Genomic DNA, 16,682 nt, shown 5'->3' with positions numbered 1-16,682 from the left:
GCCGCGCTATTTCGCCCGGAAGCCCCGTCCCGTGGCGGCCCAGTAGATGCCGCCATACAGGTGGTGGCGGAACACCGGGTCGGCGTAGGTTGCCGGCAGGTGGCCGAGCGCCGTGTAGAACGCGCGGCCGCTGTCGACCTGCTGGTACCAGCTGACCGGGTGGAAGGCGCCCATCCCCTTGCCCTTGCCCGTCTCCGGGCGGTAGGTCGATTCGTCGACGGACAGCAGGTAGCGCAGCCCGCCCGACTGGCTGGCGCCGAATTCGTACCACTCCTCCGTCACCAGCGTGCGGGGCGCGAAGCGCTCCATGCCGGGAAAATTCCCATCCTCCACCTTCAGCACCGCCGATTGCACGGCCGGATGCGTGACGAACATGTGGCCCACGAGCTTGCGGTACCACGGCCAACCATGCTCCGTATCCGCCGCCGCATGTACGCCCACGTAGCCGCCACCCGCGCCGATATAGCGCTCGAACGCGCGCTGCTGCTCGTCGTCCAGCACGTCGCCCGTGGTCGACAGGAAGACCACGGCCTGGTACTTCGCCAGCTCCTTGTCGTTGAAGACGCGCTTGGCATCCTCGGTCCAGAACACATTGAAGTCATGCAGCCGGCCCAGCTCACGCAGCGCCGCCACGCCCTCGTGGATCGACTCGTGATGCCAGCCCGCCGTGCGCGAAAACACCAGCACATCGAACTGCGCCGCCAGCACGGGTGTGGTTGCCAGGGAAAGTACTGTCGCTACAACTAATCTCATGTCTCCTCCATAGATATTTCCTGAAACCGGGGTCTGACCCCAGTTTGAGGAAATTGTTGCCAATAATGGCTGTTTTGACGCTGCCGCAGCAAAAAAAATTGCCCAGACCGGCCTGCTGCCTATTCTGGCAACGGGACTTCAGTTCTGGGCAACTAATTTCCTGAAACCGGGGTCTGAAAGGAGAGATGGCTTGCAGGCCATCTCCGCTGCGCACGCGGAGAGCAATGCTTTCCGAAATCCCTGCTACGCCCCCGGTCTCAGGAAAGATTTACTTGGGCAAGGCCAGCGTGGTGCGCGAGGTGATAGCGTCGGAGGCTCCGCCGAGGTGGAACTCGTAGGTGCCGGGGGCGCGCTGCCAGTCGCGGGACCTGGCGTCCCACACGGCCAGCGTGCGCGGGTCGACGGTCACGCTGACGGCCTTGCTTTCGCCCGGCTGCAGTGCCACCTTGTCCCAGCCGGCCAGGCGGCGCGGGGCTTCCCAGCCGGCGGCCTTGGCCGAAGCCGCGGCGGGAGCGGCGTACACCTGGGCGACCGCCTGCCCGGCGCGCTTGCCGGTATTGGCGACGGTGAACGACAGCACCACCTTGCCGCCGTCGTTGCGCGCTTTCAGGTCGCGGTACTCGTACGTGGTGTACGACAGCCCGTGCCCGAACGCGAACAGCGGCTTCTTGCCGGTCTTCTCGAACCACTTGTAGCCGACGGCCGCGCCTTCGATGTTGTAGTCGGTGCTGAAGCGGCCATCGCGGCTGGCCGGGTCGCCGTCGATCTTCGGCCGCGGCAGCTGGGCTTCCGAGGCGGGGAACGTGAAGGCCAGCCGGCCGGACGGGTTGACTTCGCCCGTCAGCAGCCGGGCGATCGCCTCGCCGCCCGCCGATCCGGGGAACCATGCGGCCAGCACGGCGCTCACGTTGTCCAGCCACGGCATCGTGACGGGGTTGCCCGTCTCCAGCACGACGACGGTGCGCTTGTTGGCGCCGGCCACGGCCGCGATCAGCGCATCCTGGTTGTCCGGCAGCGCCATCGACGGCGCGTCCAGGCTCTCGGCTGCCCATTGCGTGGCGAACACGATGGCGATATCGGCCGAAGCGGCGGCCTTCGCCGCGGCGGCGGGATCCTTGCCGTCGACATAGGTCACGCGCGCCTTGGTACGGGCCTGCAGCGCCTTCATCGGCGACGAAGGCAGCCAGACGATCGGCCCCGGGAAGCCCTTCGGCCCCTCGCCTTTTACCGCGCTGCCGCCATGCGGATGCACCTGCGCGGCGCCGCCGCCCGAGATCACCGCCTTGTCGGCATGCCCGCCGATGATGACGATGGATTTCACGTCGGCGGCCAGCGGCAGCACGTTGCCGGCGTTCTTCAGCAGCACGCTGCCCTCTTCCGCCACCTGCCGCGTCACCTTCGCATGCGCCGCGAAGTCGATCATCGAAGGCTCCACCTTCGGCTGCGGCGCGTCCATCAGGCCGTTCGCATACATGGCGCGCAGGATGCGGCGCGCCATGTCGTCCAGCCGCTCTTTCGGCACGTGGCCGTTGTCGACGGCTTCCTTCAGCGCGGGGCCGAAGTACATCGACTTGTCGAACGGCCAGCCGGACTGCTGGTCAAGGCCACCGTTGGCGGCCTGCGTCGTCGAGTGCGTGGCGCCCCAGTCGGACATCACGAAGCCCTTGTAACCCCAGTCCTTCTTCAGCACCTGGTTCAGCAGCCAGTCGCTTTCGCAGGCGTACACGCCGTTGACCAGGTTGTACGAACACATGACGGAACCCGGATCGCCCCGCTCGATCGCGATGCGCAGCGCCAGCAGGTCGGACATCTGACCGGCCGGCTCGTCGATCTTCACGTCGATCGTGTTGCGGTTGGTTTCCTGGTCGTTGAACGCGAAGTGCTTGATCGTGCCGACCAGGTTGTTCGACTGGTTGCCGCGGATCTGCTCGCCGGTGATGACGCCGGCCAGCAGCGGATCCTCGCCGGCGTACTCGAAGTTGCGGCCGTTGCGCGGATCGCGCATCAGGTTCACCGCGCCGCCCAGGATCACATTGTGGCCCGACAGCCGCGCCTCGCGGCCGATCATCGCGCCCGCCTCGTACGCCAGCTTCGTGTTCCAGCTCGACGCGGTGGCCATGCCCGACGGCAGCGCGGTGCGTTCGCGCGGCGCCGGCGACGGCTGCGTGGCCACGCCCAGGCCGGCATCGGTCTGCCACTGCGGCGGGATGTTCAGCCGCGGAATGCCCGGCACGTAGCCGGCCGTGTACGGAATCGCGTCCTTCGGCGGCTTGACGCCGGCGAATTCGGCACCGAAGTAGCCGAACACCAGCAGCAGCTTCTCCGCCTGCGTCATCTGCGCCACGGTGTCCTGGGCGCGCTTGTCGGCATCGGGCGCAGGATTGGCAAAAGCCCCGGCCCCTGGCGTCGCGCCGGCAAAGGCCGCCGCAAGGGCGACGGCCATTACCTTCCTGATTGCTTTCTTCATCACCGCCATTACAGTTTCACCGTCACTGGTTTGCCCTCATACGTGACTTCCTTGTCGGCCGTGTCGAACGTGTCGGCACTCGAAACGCCCGGCTTCACGAAGTGCACGCGGAACGTGCGCTTCGCCACCATGCCCTGGTAGCCGTCGCCGCCGCGCTGGCCGATGGTCAGCGTGCCGCTCTTCTCGTCCCACGACAGCGGGATACGGGAGTACTTGCCGCGCTGGTAGTCCTCGGTCACGCCGTCATCTTCATAGAAGCTGAACTGGCCGCTGGCGCCCGTGTAGACCTTCAGCGTGATCGGCGCGTCCGGCTTCTCGTCCACGTACTGCGTCACAGGACCCATCGGCACGATCGAACCTGCCTTGACGAACAGCGGCATGCGCGTTTCCGGCGCTGCGGCCGTCACCGTGCGGCCACCCTGCAGGCGCTCGCCGGTATGGTAGTCGTACCACTGCGCACCCTTCGGCAGGTATACCTTGCGCTCGCGGGCACCATACTCGGACACCGGCGCGACCAGGAACGCATGGCCGAACAGGAATTCGTCCTTGACGTCCTTCGAACCAGGGTCGGTCGGGAAGTCCATCACCAGCCCGCGCATGATCGAACCTTCGTTGAAATAGGTGCTCGACGCCGTCGCGTAGATGTACGGCATCAGGCGGTAGCGCAGCTTCAGGTACCACACCATCGAGTCGCGCATCGGCGAGCCTTCCGGCGCAATGTTCTGGATCTCGCGCTTGACCACTTCACCGTGCGAGCGGAACAGCGGCGTGAACGCGCCGAACTGCCACCAGCGCAGGTTCAGCTCGCGCCATTCCTTCAGGTCTTCCGGCTTGATCTCGGCGCCGCCGATGCCGCGGTTTTCCTGGGCCGAACCCAGTTCGCCGCTCTGGAAGCGGGTTTCCTGCGCATAGCCGCCGATATCGTGCGTCCAGTTCGGCACGCCGGACATCGACGAGCTGACGCCGGCCGAGATCTGGTCGTACAGGTTGTTCCAGCGGCCCACCGTGTCGCCGCTCCACGTGGCGACGTAGTTGCGCTGCACGCCGGCAAAGCCGGAACGCGACAGGATGAACTGGCGCTTGTTGGGCTGGTCGCGCTTCAGGCCGTCGTACAGGGCCTGCGTCTGCAGCAGGCTGTACGAGTTGAAGGTGATTTCGCCGGGACCGTAGACGGTCGGGCCGATCAGCTTCTTGAAGTCTTCCAGGCGCGTGTTCGACAGCACGTCCGGCTCGGTGTTGTCGAGCCACCACGCGTCGAAGCCCAGGTCGACCAGCTTGGTCTTCATCTGGCGGTAGTAGATGTCGCGGGCTTCCTGCGTGTACGGCGAATAATGGCTGTTCTTGTAGCCCGGGCCAACCCAGTCCAGCGCGCCATCCTCGACGTTCTTGGTCCACATGTGGCCCTTGGCCTTCAGTTCCTGGTAGTTGTCGGTGTTCTCGTAGAACTTGCCCCAGACGGACAGCATGATGCGCGCGTTCATCTTGTGGACTTCGTCGACCATGCCCTTCGGGTTCGGGAAGCGCTTCGGATCCCAGTCGTGCGAACCCCAGCCGTTCTCCGGCCAGTAGAACCAGTCCTGCACGATGTTATCCAGCGGCCAGCCGTTCTGGCGGTAGGTCTTGACGGTATCGAGCAGCTGGTCCTGCGTCTCGTAGCGCTGGCGCGACTGCCAGAAGCCGTAGGCCCACTTCGGCATCAGCGGCTGGGTGCCGGTCAGCACGCGGTAGCCGCCGATCACGTTGTCGATGCTGGTGCCGCGGATCACGTAGTAGTTCAGGCCCTCGGCGATCTCGGACGAGAACTGCAGCGAGTGGCGCTCCGGCTTCGGCAGCGGGTTGTTGTGCGCCACGTAGATCAAGCCGCCTTCCGGCTTCCACTCCAGCTTGAAGTCGACGGGTTTGTTGGCGCCGAAGTCCACTTCGAAGTTGTGGTACCACGGGTTCCAGCCCTGGCGCCACACGTCCATCACCTGCTTGCCGTCCACGGTCAGCGTGGCGTAGTCGGACGAGTACAGCTTCATCTTGTGCACGCCCGGCTTGTCGCTGGCCAGCTTGCCTTCCCAGACGACCTTGACGTCCTTCAGTTCCTTCAGCGGCTTCAGTTCCTTCGGCCAGAACTCGGCCACATCCTTCAGGTACTGGTAGTTGATGTTGTCTTCGCGGCGCTCCAGCGCCAGCTTGCCGCCGATGTAGTAGCGGGCCGTCAGCGCGCCTTCCTTGCCGGCGGCGTCCGTCAGCTTCAGGTCGCGGCCGATCGGGCCGTACGGACGCGCATCGCCGAAGCGGGTGATGCCGTTGTTGTCCCACAGGATGCCGTAGTTCTTGTCGGAGACCACCAGCGGGATCGCGATGTCCATATTGTGCTGGAGCAGGTCGACGTCCTCGCCGTTCAGGTTCATCTGGTTGTTCTGGTGCTGGCCGGTGCCGTAGAACGCATCCTTGGTCCCGTAGTTGAAGCCCTGCTTCACGGCCAGGTAGGGTTTTCCACCAATAGTGACCGGCTGCAGGTCTTCGGCATCCTGCTTCAGGAACACGGCGCCGCCCTTGTCGGCGAACTGCACGCGGCCATCCTTCAGCGACACGGTGGCCACCAGCTTCTTCGTCGTCAGCGTCACGGCATCGCCGCTCTTCTTCACGTCGAACGTACAGGCGCACGGCTTGGCGATCGTCATCAGCGACGGCGTCAGCTGCTTGCCGGCCTGGTCGACTTTCACCACGTGGACGATGTTGTCGGCCATGACCTGCAGGCGGATCTCTTTTGCCAGGCCATTGTCCGGCGCGATCGTCACGCCGGTCGCGGTCTGCTGGAACGTGCCGGCCCATGCCGGGGCGCCCGCGGCCACCATCAGGCATGCCAGGCTGACTGCTTTGATATTCGATTTGATCATTGATATGTCCCGAGTTTTATTTTGAGCACGAATGGCTTGCTGCCGAAATTGAGGCCGTAGTCGGTCTGGTCGCCATTCCACACGCGTTCCATCACCCACTTGCCTTTACCGTCGTACTGCCCTTCTTCCACGCGCGCGTACATCGACGGTTTTCCGGCATTCCGGCCGGCCGGGTCGAACTTGATGCGCGCATTCTGCGCGACGACGATGAATTCGTTGTCGGCGATCTGCGCGACGGCCAGGCCGCCGTTCGGCTTTTCCGTGCCTTCGATCGGATCGTTCTTCTCCATCGAATCGCCGAACTGGCGCTGGCGGAAGCTGACGGTGGCTTTCCAGCCATCCAGCGCGATGTCCTGCGGCTTGCGGTCGTCATGTTCGAACACGCCGCGGGTGCGGCCTTCGAAGCCCCATTTCGCCCACTCGCGCATCATCGGCCGGAACGCGCCGTACACCTTGCCGAACGGCTCGGTCATCGTCTTGTCGGTGGCTTTCGAGCCGAGAGGATAATTGGAGAACGCAAAGTAATCGATGCCGAACGGTGCGAAGCCGATGCCGCCCTGGCCGAACACGGCGTACGCCACCCGCGCGAAATCCTCCGAGTTGCCGATCTCCGGCACGAACAGCGGATTGTCCTTCGTGTGGAACTGCTCGAGCGTCTTCGCCACCTTGTCGGACTCGTGCAGGTAGATGTCCGGACCTGCCACGTCGATGTGCGGCGCGGCCGCCTCGTAGATGCCCAGCACGTCGTAGGTCGGGCCGCCACTGGCGAAGTTGCCCTTCCACGGCGCCATCGGTTCGACCGGATCGCGCAGCGCGTTATTGACGAACATCGGCAGGTCGTACACGGAGCGGCCGGCTTTCGCGATCTCCTCGATGTAGTTCGCCACCGCCCACGTGTGGAAGTACTGGTCGGCATAGTCGCCGTAGACTTCCTTCCACGTGCCGGAGCGCTTCCCGGCCACTGGCGCCTTCTGCTTCGCCAGCACGGCGGCCGGCACGGGGCCGTTGAAGGCCTTCTGCGCGGCCGGGCTGTGATCGCGCACCAGCCCATACGTGCCGACCTCGTTCTGCACCTGCACCATGATCACGGTCTGCCTGTCGCCGTCGATCGCTTTCAGGTGCTTCATGAATTCGACGAAGGCACGCCTGTCCAGCTTCAGCGTCTCGGCGCCGAACGGCGAATGGCTGTAGCTGCTCTTGCCCTTCTCGTCGACCATGCGCGGAAAGCGCCTGTTGTCGAACTTGACCCATTCGGGCAGGTAGGCCGGCGCGGTGTTCTTCCAGGTGCCGAACCACAGCAGCACCAGGCGCACGTTCTTCTCGCGCGCTTCCTTGACCAGCGTGTCGACGAAGCTGAAGTCGAATTTCCCTTCGGCGGGCTCGACCTGCTCCCAGGCGATCGGGATCTCCAGCGTATTGGCCTGCGCATCGGCGACGGCGGCCCACACCTGCGGCAGCGCCTTCGGATAATTGCTGGAGTTGTGCGCCTGCGCGCCCAGGATCAGGTACGGCGCGCCGTCGACCATCAGGGCGTGGCGCCCGTCCTTCGATACGACGCGCGGCAGCTCGGCGGCCATGGCCGCCGATACCACCATCATGCACGCACCGGCCAGCAAGCTCCTCGAGAAAATCTGCTTGGCGGTTTTCATCGGCTCCCTATCAGAACGTGTAGTTCAGTTTGGCGGAGTAGCGCGGGCCCGAGACGAACCATGCGCGGCCCATCATGCCGATCCCCTGCTGCATCAGCTGCTTGTACTTCGAGTCCGTCAGGTTGGAACCGTCGACGACGATCTGCACGCGCTCGTTGAACTGGTACGACACGGAAGCATCGAGCTGGCCGTAGTCGTCCGCCCACGTCGGCAGTGCCCAGCCGATGTTCCGGGCGCCGGGCGTGGCGCTGTTCGGATTGGTATCCGTGCCGTCGCCGCCGCGCGTGCCGTTCACGTTCACGCCCTGCAGGTTCTTCGAACGCCAGCTCCATGCCGCGCGGGCCGACCACTTGCCGTAGTCGTACAGCAGCGCCAGGTTGTAGGCGTTCTTCGACAGGTACTGCAGCGGCAGGTCGCCGAAGGACTGGCCGTTGGTGTCGCAGCCGTTCTGGTTCAGGTTGACGTTGGCCGCGTTGTTGCCGCCGGTGCAGTAGGCGGTAAACGTGCTGTTCGACAGTTTCGTGTTGCTGTCCACGTAGGTGTAGTTGGCCTGTACGCCGATCCCCGACCATGCGCCCGGCAGCTTGTCGAAGTACTGCTGGTAGGCGACCTCGAAGCCGGTGGCGCGGCCCGACGCGCCGTTCACGGGCGCCGAGACGTTGAAGTTGTACATCCGGCCGTTCACGTCCGGAATCGCATACTGGTACGTCTGGTTGACGATGATGTCCTTCAGGCGCTTGTGGAACATCGCCAGCGTGATCGAGCTGGATTTGCCGAAGTACCATTCGCCCGTCAGGTCCAGCTGGTCCGACTTGATCGGCTTGAGCATCGGGTTGCCCTTGCCTTCGCCCGTCTGGTTCACGGTGTTCACGTTCGTGTTGGATGGACGGTCCGGGAAGATGGTCGTCGTCGTATCCGTCGACTGCGACAGCGTCGTGTAGCCCTGCAGTTGCGAGAAGTCCGGACGCGAGATGGCGCGGGCCAGCGCGAAGCGGAACTGCAGGTCGTCGCGGGCCTTCAGGCGCAGGTTCAGGCTCGGCAGCACGTTGCTGTACGAATTTTCGTAGTTCTGCGCAGCCGAGTAGGCCGGGATGTTCGGGATCGGCACGCCGGTCAGCGTCTGCGGCGGATTGACGATGGCGCTCGTGTTGTTGAGCACCGTGTAGCCGTTGGCGTTCATGTCCGTCTTCACGTAGCGCACGCCCACGTTGCCGTCGATCGGCATCTTCAGGTCATCCCAGCCGAAGCGCAGCTGGGTGTAGAACGCCTTGGTCTTTTCTTCCTGCTCGTTGATGCCGGAAGGGTTGTTGCCGAACGCCGCCGGGGTCCAGGCGTTGCAGTTGGGCGTCGTGCCCGCGGTCGCAGCGGCCTCGCGGCACAGGATCTGGTAGTACTGGTGCAGCGCCGCATAGCTTTGCGGGAAGCCGGTGGCCACCGACACGTCCGGGAACACCAGCGAGGGCACGCTGGCCTTGCCATTGAAGAAGTTCTCGAAGTTGTGCACATGGGTATTGCCGGAGAAGCGCGGGTCCGACAGGAAAGCCAGGCCGCTGATCGACGTGCCCATCCACGGAGCCGTCACGGCGGCCCAGTGGTAATCCGGGTTCGACACTTCGGTGACCGCATCGCGCTTGGTGAAGCGCACGCCGAAGCGCAGGTCGCGCAGCACGGGATTGTCGAAGGTGTACTTGGCATCGAGCTTCAGTGCCTTCGATTCCGACTCGCTCTGGTCCAGGTGTTCCTGCGTGAAGTTCCAGTAGTACTTGCCCGGATCTGCCAGCTGGGCGCGCTGGGCGTCGTTGAAGATCAGGTTCGGACGGTTGCCGGTCAGGTCCAGCGTCTGGGTCTGCATCTTGACCGCGGTGGCCACGGTCGAATCGAAGCCGTTGCTCTTGGCCTTGATGCGCTGCAGGTCGCCGGTGAACGTCCAGCTGTCGCCGGCGCGCCATTCCACGTTCCACGAGATGTCGGTGGTGTCGGATTTGCGGCTGGCGATGCGGGTGTCCGCGCCGTAGTCGATGCCGCCATCCTGCGGCGACGAGAACGTGCCGGTCAGGAACTGGCCGTTGGCGCCGTACGTCGCGTCCGGGCCGACCTGGAAGTTATACGGATTTGACGCGGCGAAGATCGCGTTCTCGTCCCATTGCATCTCGTACTTCGACTTGAAGAAGGTCAGGTGCGAACGCAGGTTGGCATCCTTCTTCCACTGCAGCGCGCCGTACAGGCCCTGGCGTTCGCGGTTGAAATTCAGCGTGCGCCACTGCGCGCCCTTCGGGATCCACACGGTGCGGCCCTGGACGATATCGTCGCGCGGATAGTACGGCTCGACCTGGAACCCGTCGGTACGGGTACCGCTCTCAGAGTGCGCGAAGTCGACCAGCACGCCGAACTCGCCGAGGCCCGTCTTCCAGCGGTCCGACAGCAGGATCGACGCGGACGGCGACCATTTGCCGCCCTTCAGTTCCGAATACGTGGTGGACGCGGACAGCGCCACCTTGCGGCCCTTGAAGTCGAACGGCAGCGCGGTGCGCAGGTTGACCAGGCCACCGATACCGCCTTCGATCTGCTCGGCGGACGGGTTCTTGTAGATGTCCACGCCGGCCATCAGCTCGGGCGGCACGTCCTCGAAGTTCAGCGAGCGGCCGCCGTTGGCCGAGAACGAATCGCGGCCGTTCAGTTCCGAGCGCACCCACGACAGGCCGCGGATCGACACGCCGGAACCTTCGACAGAATAGTGTTCCGGATCGGAACGCGACATCGTGCGGTCGATCGTCACGCCGACCACGCGCTGCAGCACCTCGGTGACCGACTTGTCGGGCAGCTTGCCGATATCGGCGGCGACGATCGAATCGACGATCTCGTCCGAGTTCTGCTTGATCTTCTGGGCGTTTTCCAGCGACGCGCGCTGGCCCGTCACGACGACGGTCGCGGTGTTGGCGTTGGCGCCTGCATCGGCGGTTTGCGCATGGGCCGTACCGGCCATGAACGCGATCTGCGCGGCGGCCATGGCCATCGCATTGAGCTTGAATTGTTTCACCTGCATCTCCTAAAAAAAATTATTTTCCGGGCCCTGGTGTCCAGGGCTGCCATCGTCCGATGTGCGATGGGCCCGGCGCTACAGCGCGCCGAGCTCCCTTGTTTCACCCTGCTTCACTTTCAGAATCACGGTCTTCGCACCCGTGCGCACGCGCACGGTGCCGGTCCCGTTGCCCGGTTTCGCCCTGACGGTCGCCGACGTCAGCTGCCCGTCGCGCCACGTCATGTCCACTTCGTACCCGCCGCGCCCGCGCAGCCCCGATACCGATCCGTCGCGCCATGCCGCCGGCAAGGCCGGCAGCAGGTGCAGCACGCCATCGTGCGACTGCAGCAGCATTTCGCAGATGGCCGCGGTCACGCCGAAATTGCCGTCGATCTGGAACGGCGGGTGCGCGTCGAGCAGGTTCGGATACATGCCGCCTGCGGTGTTTTCCTCGGTGCCGGGTTTATGCTCTTGCGCCCGCGCGCCCGGCGTGGCGATCACGCCGCGCAGCATGGCGTGGGCCTTGTCGCCATCGCCCAGGCGGGCCCAGAACGCCGTCTTCCACGCCATCGACCACCCGGTGCCGGCATCGCCGCGCGCCGCCAGCGACACGCGGGCCGCCTCGGCCAGCTTCGGCGTACGGCTTGGCGTGATCTGCCGGCCGGGGAACACGCCGAACAGGTGCGACACGTGGCGGTGGTTGTCGTTCGGGGTGTCGAGCACCGGATCCTTCTTTTCTTCCATCCATTCGAGCAGCTGGCCCCAGCTGCCGACCTTCGGCGCGGCCAGCCGGTCGCGCGCGGCGGCCACCTGGCGGGCGAACGCCGCATCCGTCTTCAGTTCCCCGGCCGCTTCCACCGTGTTCTGGAACAGGTCCCACACGATCTGCTGGTCGTAGGTCACGCCGTCTTCCACCGGGCCGTGTTCGGGCGACCAGCCGTTGGGCGCCACCAGCGTCCCATCGGGAAGCTCCTTCAGGTAGTCGAGCCAGAACTGGCTGACTTCCTTCAGCAGCGGGTAGGCCACGGTCTTCAGGAAGGCCTTGTCGCGGGTGAACGCGTAATGCTCCCAGAAGTGCTGCGCGTACCACGCGTTGGCCGTCTTGTTCCACTTCCACTGCATGTAGCCGAACGGGTTGGTTTCGGTGCGCACCGTCCAGCCCCGCACCGGCTTGCCGTCCTTGCGCAGGAAGGTCTCGACCACCTGCCCGTCTTCGGCGTCGCGCGACGGATTGGCGGCGCTCTCGGCGACCAGCCGGCGGTACGACGGCACCATCGATTCGACGAAGCCGAACAGCGGCTGCGCCAGCTCGGACAGGTTGGCCGTTTCCGCCGGCCAGTAGTTCATCTGGATGTTGATGTTGGTGTGGTAGTCGGCATTCCACGGCGGCGTGAGGCTGTTGTTCCACAGGCCCTGCAGGTTGGCCGGCAGCGGGCCGCGCGAGCTGCCGATCAGCAGGTAGCGGCCATACTGGAATACCTGCGCTTCCAGCTCCGGGTCGTTGCCGTTTTTCGTGTACGCGGCCAGGCGGCGGTCGGTCGTCAGCGCGCGGCGCTGCGCCGCCGTGCCGGTGTCCCATGCTTTGGCGACGTCGAGCGACAGCCTGCCGAACAGGCTCTTGAAATCGTTTTCCTGCTCGGCCTGCAAAACGGACCACGGGCGTGCCGCGGCGCGGTCCACTTGCCCGGACACGCGGGAAAGCGGGTGGGCGCCGTGGAAGTTCACGGAACCGTCGCGCACGTAGCTGGTGCCGGCGCCCAGCACCAGCGTCAGCGCGTCGACGTTCTCGAAGCGCACCGTATCGCCTTCCATCGTGACCTTGCCGCCTTCGGCCACGACCTGGACCTGGGCGGCGTAGTCCATCTGGTTGCCGGTCACCGGCTGCTGTGCCGGCGTCCACTGATTGCCCCGTTCGCGCGGCACCACGAAGCCGGCCAGCGAACCGGTGGCGCGGATGCGGTTGCCGAAGGCGTTGATGTGCGCGCCGTGCTGGTCGGTCAGCCGGACCACGCCGCTGTGGGCGCCGGGCTTGTCGGCACTGAAGCGCAGCACGATCACGTCCGCCGGATAGCTGGCGATCGTTTCGCGCCGGTAGCGCACGCCGCCATGCGCGTACGTCACCGTGTGCAGGCCGCGTGCCAGGTCCAGCGTGCGCGCGTAATCCGTCGCGGCGCCGTGGCCGGGCAGGTCGACGAAGACGTCGCCGAACGGCTGGAATGCGCCCATCGATTTCGCATCGCCCGTCCACAGCGTGATGTCGTTGAACTGCACATGTTCGCGGGCGGGCTGGCCGAACACCATCGCGCCGATGCGGCCATTCCCGACCGGCAGCGCCTCGCGCTCCCAGCCGGCGGCATCGTCGGTGGCCGGGCGGTCGTAGCGCAGCGTCAGGTCCGGCGCCGAATAGGCCAGGACCGGTGCCGCCGCGAACAGGAACAAGGTAAGTACGGTCCGCATCATTGCGCGATCTCTCCATAGACGATGCCGCGGCCGGCGGTGCTCATGTAAACGCGGCCGAACACGTTCATGTCGCCGACGACGAAGCGGCCGTCGCCAGGCCCGCCGTACTGGTGCGCGTCGTCATTGATGCGCACCCAGTCGCTCCCTTCGTTGGTGGACCGCCAGACGCCGCGCAGGCCGTCGACCGTGCCCCACAGGTAGACCGCCGGATAGGCGCCGTCGCGTTCGGCCTTGCCGAAACCGACCGCGCCGGCATACGTCACGCCGTTCAGCACCGTGAAATTGCCGCCGCCATCGACCGAGCGGGCCAGGCCGCCGTTCTTCAGCGCCACCCACACGTCGCCGGCGCGGCCGGGCGCGGCGCGCACGAGGTCCGAGCCGCCCTTCGGCAGCTGCGCCTTGACGTTGAAGGTGCGGCCGCCGTCGGTGCTGGCGAGGAAGGCGCCGTCCTGGTAGGCGTAGAAGCGCATGGCATCGACCGGATCGGCAACGGGGCGGGTGCCCGCGATACCCTGCGCGGCCGTCCACGTATCGCCATCGTCTGTCGAAAAGAAAGTCACGCGCGACCCATTCTTAGGTCCTTCCGGACTATGCAGCAGCGTCTTGCCATCCGCCGACAACGCCAGTTGGCCTTTTGTGCCATTCATGCCGCGTGCGAGGCGCCACGTGGCGCCGCCGTCGCGCGTCACGTAGACGGACTTGCCGACGCGCGCCAGCACCTGCGGCTGCAGCGCCGCGTACGCGAGGCCGAACGTGGTGCCCATCTGCGGTTCATGGATGCGGCCGTATTGCTTCAGGTCTGCGTGGATGAAGCCGTCGTAGTCGCCGATCGTCGATACCAGCGGCGCGCCGGCGCGGCTGACGAGTCCCAGCGGCACCGTTTCCTCCAGCCCTTTTACGTCGAAGCGCCACGTCGCCGGCACCGCATCCAGGTTGGGCGTCCTGAAGACGCCATTGCCGGACGTGACCCAGGCGGCCTTCCCGTCGAACGGATCGAAGGCAACCGTGCTGGCCCAGTGGATCGCATGGCCCTTCACCCATGGCACGGCGGCGCGGTCCATGTCGAAGCCGCGGGCGACCAGGTCGGTCCACGTGTTGCCGCCATCGGTCGACAGGTACAGGCGATCGCCCTTGGCGTCGCCTTTGTTCCGGCCCTGCGGTGCATACAGGCTGATGGTCGACGCCAGCAGGCGGCGCGGGTCGTTGCGGTCGACGCTGATGCCGGAATAGGACGCGGCCGGGCCCTTTGGCGTGACGTCCTGGCCGCCGCCGTTGTCGATGCCGTATTTGCGGATGGCGCCCCGGTCCATCTTTTCGTCGCCGCGCGGGTGCGGACCGGCGCCGTTGGCGAACGTCACGTACAGGTGGCCGGTGCCGTCGAGCGCGGCGCGCTGCGGCATCAGGCCATCCGGCGTGGCGTCCATCGGGCGGAACGTGGCGCCGCCGTCGTCGCTGCGGAACAAATTGGTGCCGGCGCGCGATACGCCGACGAACAGGCGCTGCGCCCTGCCGTCCTTGACGCTGGCCGGATCGGCGATGACGAAGGCGATGCCGGCGCCGTTTGCCGTCGTCGTCACGTCGAGACCCGGCAGGCGCTGCCAGGTGGCGCCGAAATCGTCGCTGCGAAACAGCCCGTTGGCGCGCGTGCCGACGTACAGCACGTTGCCGGCAGCGGGATCGACGGCCAGGCGTTCGCCGTTGTTGCGGCCCGCGCCGTTGCCGTGGGTCTTGAACTGCCCGGTGACGTCGGCGATCGCGAAGGTCTTGCCGTAGTCGCGCGAGCGCAGGATCGCCGTGCGGCCGCCATTGTGGTAGGCGATGCCGGCCAGCAGGTACACCTTCGACGCGTCGCGCGGATCGACCGCCAGCGAATCCACGCCGAGCAGGCCGGTCTGGTCCTCGGACAGCCAGTCCAGCAGCGGCACCCACTTGTCGCCAGTCCACCGGTAGGCGCCGCCGACATCCGTGCGGGCATAGAACACGCCGCGCTCCGCGGTCGGGATCACAGCCGGCACGAAACCGCCGCCGCCGATGGCCACGCTGTCCCAGCGGTAGCCGGTCAGCAGCGGCTGCAGGATGGGGTCCATCGCCTTGCCCCAGATCTCGTAGCCGCGCGCGTTCGGGTGCAGCAGGTCCGGCATGATGTCCTTCGACAGCGTGCCCGCCTCGTCGAGGAACGCGCTGCCGATGTCGGCGAAGAACACGCGGCGGTTGTCCGCGAACGCCGCGATGCGCGCATTGATCGCGTTGTTGATGCGGCGCGACTGGCTGTCGGCCGCATCGCGCGGGAACACGCCCAGCAGCAGGATCTTCGCGTCCGGCAGGCGCGATTGCAGCTCGTCGATCACGCGGCGCAGGCCGGCGGCCGTGGTGGCCGGATCTTCCTGCCGGCTGCCGGTGTTGTTGGTGCCGGCCATCAGCACGACCACTTTCGGGTCGATGCCATCGACTTCGCCGTGCTGCACGCGCCACAGGATGTTCTCGGTCCGGTCGCCGCCGAAGCCCAGGTTGACCGGGTGGTAGCGCGCGTAGCGGCGCGCGAATTCTTCCTTGCCTTCCTTGGCCCAGCCTTCGGTGATCGAATCGCCGAGGAAGACCAGCTGCGGCGGCGTGCCGGCGGCGCGGCGTTCCGCATTCTCCCTGACCCGCTGCTCGTGCCGGGGCATCCACCAGTCGATGGCCCACGATTCGTTCAGCGGTTCCGGCGTGACGGAGCGCGTCCGGTAGTCCGGGCAGGCCGTGTTCGGCGTGCCCGTCTTCAGGATGCGCAGGTTGGCGATGGCCGCTTCGCCCTGCCCCGTCGCTTCCACTGAAAACGGTTTCATGACCGTTTCAAAAAAATCGCCGTCGCGGTAAAAGCATTTCAGCGCGAACGACACGCTCTTCCAGCCCTGGCCCGACGCGGCGCGGCCCGGCAGCACATACGGCACCTTGCGTTCGCAATCCTTGCCGCAGTCGAGCTTGAAGTCGATGCCGCCCCTGGTCATTTCGCGGACGTTCAGGTCGAAGGCGACGACGCCGTTCTCCAGGTATGAGCGCAGGTCCTGTGGCGCATGCTCGAAGCGCAGGCTGGCATACCAGGTGTTATTCCAGGCCAGCGTGACGGCGTCGCGGCCGGCGACCTTGCCGGTGCTGCCGCGCACCACGGCTTCGGGCTGCTTGACGGACTTCGGGACGACGGTGCTTGCGCCGCGCAGCGGCACGGCCTGTTCAGGGTCGGCGACCGTCACCTGCCAGCCGGCGCCCGGGCGGTTCTTGAACAGCGTCAGCTGGCCGGGCGTGGCCGCGCCGGCTGCCGCCGCGTGCGCGGTAGCCACCAGCAGGGAAGCCAGCAAGGGAGCCCGCAGGAGCCGCGGGAGAGGATGGCGCATGGTGTCTCGTCGTTATGGTTTTGACAGCAGGTACTGTCAGCATTCTGGACGTGGACGGTAACACGCATCAATTAC

Annotated in this window: 7 protein-coding genes; all 7 read right to left on the bottom strand. The window is 66.0% G+C overall.

Annotated elements, in window-relative coordinates; translation table 11 throughout:
- Positions 1-6: 6 nt before the first annotated feature.
- A complete protein-coding gene (locus FHS02_RS17790) occupies positions 7-753 on the bottom strand; it encodes a ThuA domain-containing protein (RefSeq protein ID WP_137313625.1) in 747 nt (248 codons plus the stop codon).
- A 268-nt stretch (positions 754-1,021) separates the two neighbouring features.
- Entirely contained in the window at positions 1,022-3,196 is a 2,175-nt protein-coding gene (locus tag FHS02_RS17785; protein ID WP_229422598.1) for a beta-glucosidase family protein, read from the bottom strand.
- A gap of 32 nt (positions 3,197-3,228) precedes the next feature.
- Complete coding sequence (locus FHS02_RS17780) at positions 3,229-6,108, bottom strand: glycoside hydrolase family 31 protein (protein WP_137313627.1); 2,880 nt, start codon at positions 6,106-6,108, stop codon at positions 3,229-3,231.
- Positions 6,105-7,757 carry a DUF5597 domain-containing protein gene (locus FHS02_RS17775; RefSeq protein ID WP_137313628.1) on the bottom strand — a complete coding sequence of 551 codons (1,653 nt, stop codon included), beginning with the start codon at positions 7,755-7,757 and terminating at the stop codon, positions 6,105-6,107. Before FHS02_RS17775 ends, FHS02_RS17780 begins: the two co-directional genes overlap by 4 nt.
- Positions 7,758-7,767: 10 nt before the next feature.
- Positions 7,768-10,800: a TonB-dependent receptor gene (locus FHS02_RS17770; protein ID WP_221403884.1), complete on the bottom strand. Its 3,033-nt coding sequence runs from the start codon at positions 10,798-10,800 to the stop codon at positions 7,768-7,770.
- Positions 10,801-10,872: 72 nt separating this feature from the next.
- Positions 10,873-13,236: a glycoside hydrolase family 95 protein gene (locus FHS02_RS17765; RefSeq protein WP_137313630.1), complete on the bottom strand. Its 2,364-nt coding sequence runs from the start codon at positions 13,234-13,236 to the stop codon at positions 10,873-10,875.
- The gene (locus tag FHS02_RS31625) at positions 13,233-16,607 is read right to left on the bottom strand and encodes a GDSL-type esterase/lipase family protein (protein WP_229422599.1); all 3,375 of its coding nucleotides are present in this window, start codon (positions 16,605-16,607) and stop codon (positions 13,233-13,235) included. The genes FHS02_RS17765 and FHS02_RS31625 overlap by 4 nt, the downstream gene beginning before the upstream one ends.
- Positions 16,608-16,682: the final 75 nt, after the last annotated feature.

The organism is Pseudoduganella umbonata, assembly GCF_014192225.1.
GTDB classification, from domain to species: Bacteria; Pseudomonadota; Gammaproteobacteria; order Burkholderiales; family Burkholderiaceae_D; genus Rugamonas; species Rugamonas umbonata.
This window is presented reverse-complemented; position numbering and strand designations above follow the sequence as displayed.

What these genes read in the sequence shown, in the direction of transcription:
- FHS02_RS17790 (WP_137313625.1), bottom strand. Translation starts at nt 753, where the DNA reads ATGAGATTAGTTGTAGCGACAGTACTTTCCCTGGCAACCACACCCGTG.
- FHS02_RS17785 (WP_229422598.1), bottom strand. Translation starts at nt 3,196, where the DNA reads ATGGCCGTCGCCCTTGCGGCGGCCTTTGCCGGCGCGACGCCAGGGGCC.
- FHS02_RS17780 (WP_137313627.1), bottom strand. Translation starts at nt 6,108, where the DNA reads ATGATCAAATCGAATATCAAAGCAGTCAGCCTGGCATGCCTGATGGTG.
- FHS02_RS17775 (WP_137313628.1), bottom strand. Translation starts at nt 7,757, where the DNA reads ATGAAAACCGCCAAGCAGATTTTCTCGAGGAGCTTGCTGGCCGGTGCG.
- FHS02_RS17770 (WP_221403884.1), bottom strand. Translation starts at nt 10,800, where the DNA reads ATGCAGGTGAAACAATTCAAGCTCAATGCGATGGCCATGGCCGCCGCG.
- FHS02_RS17765 (WP_137313630.1), bottom strand. Translation starts at nt 13,236, where the DNA reads ATGATGCGGACCGTACTTACCTTGTTCCTGTTCGCGGCGGCACCGGTC.
- FHS02_RS31625 (WP_229422599.1), bottom strand. Translation starts at nt 16,607, where the DNA reads ATGCGCCATCCTCTCCCGCGGCTCCTGCGGGCTCCCTTGCTGGCTTCC.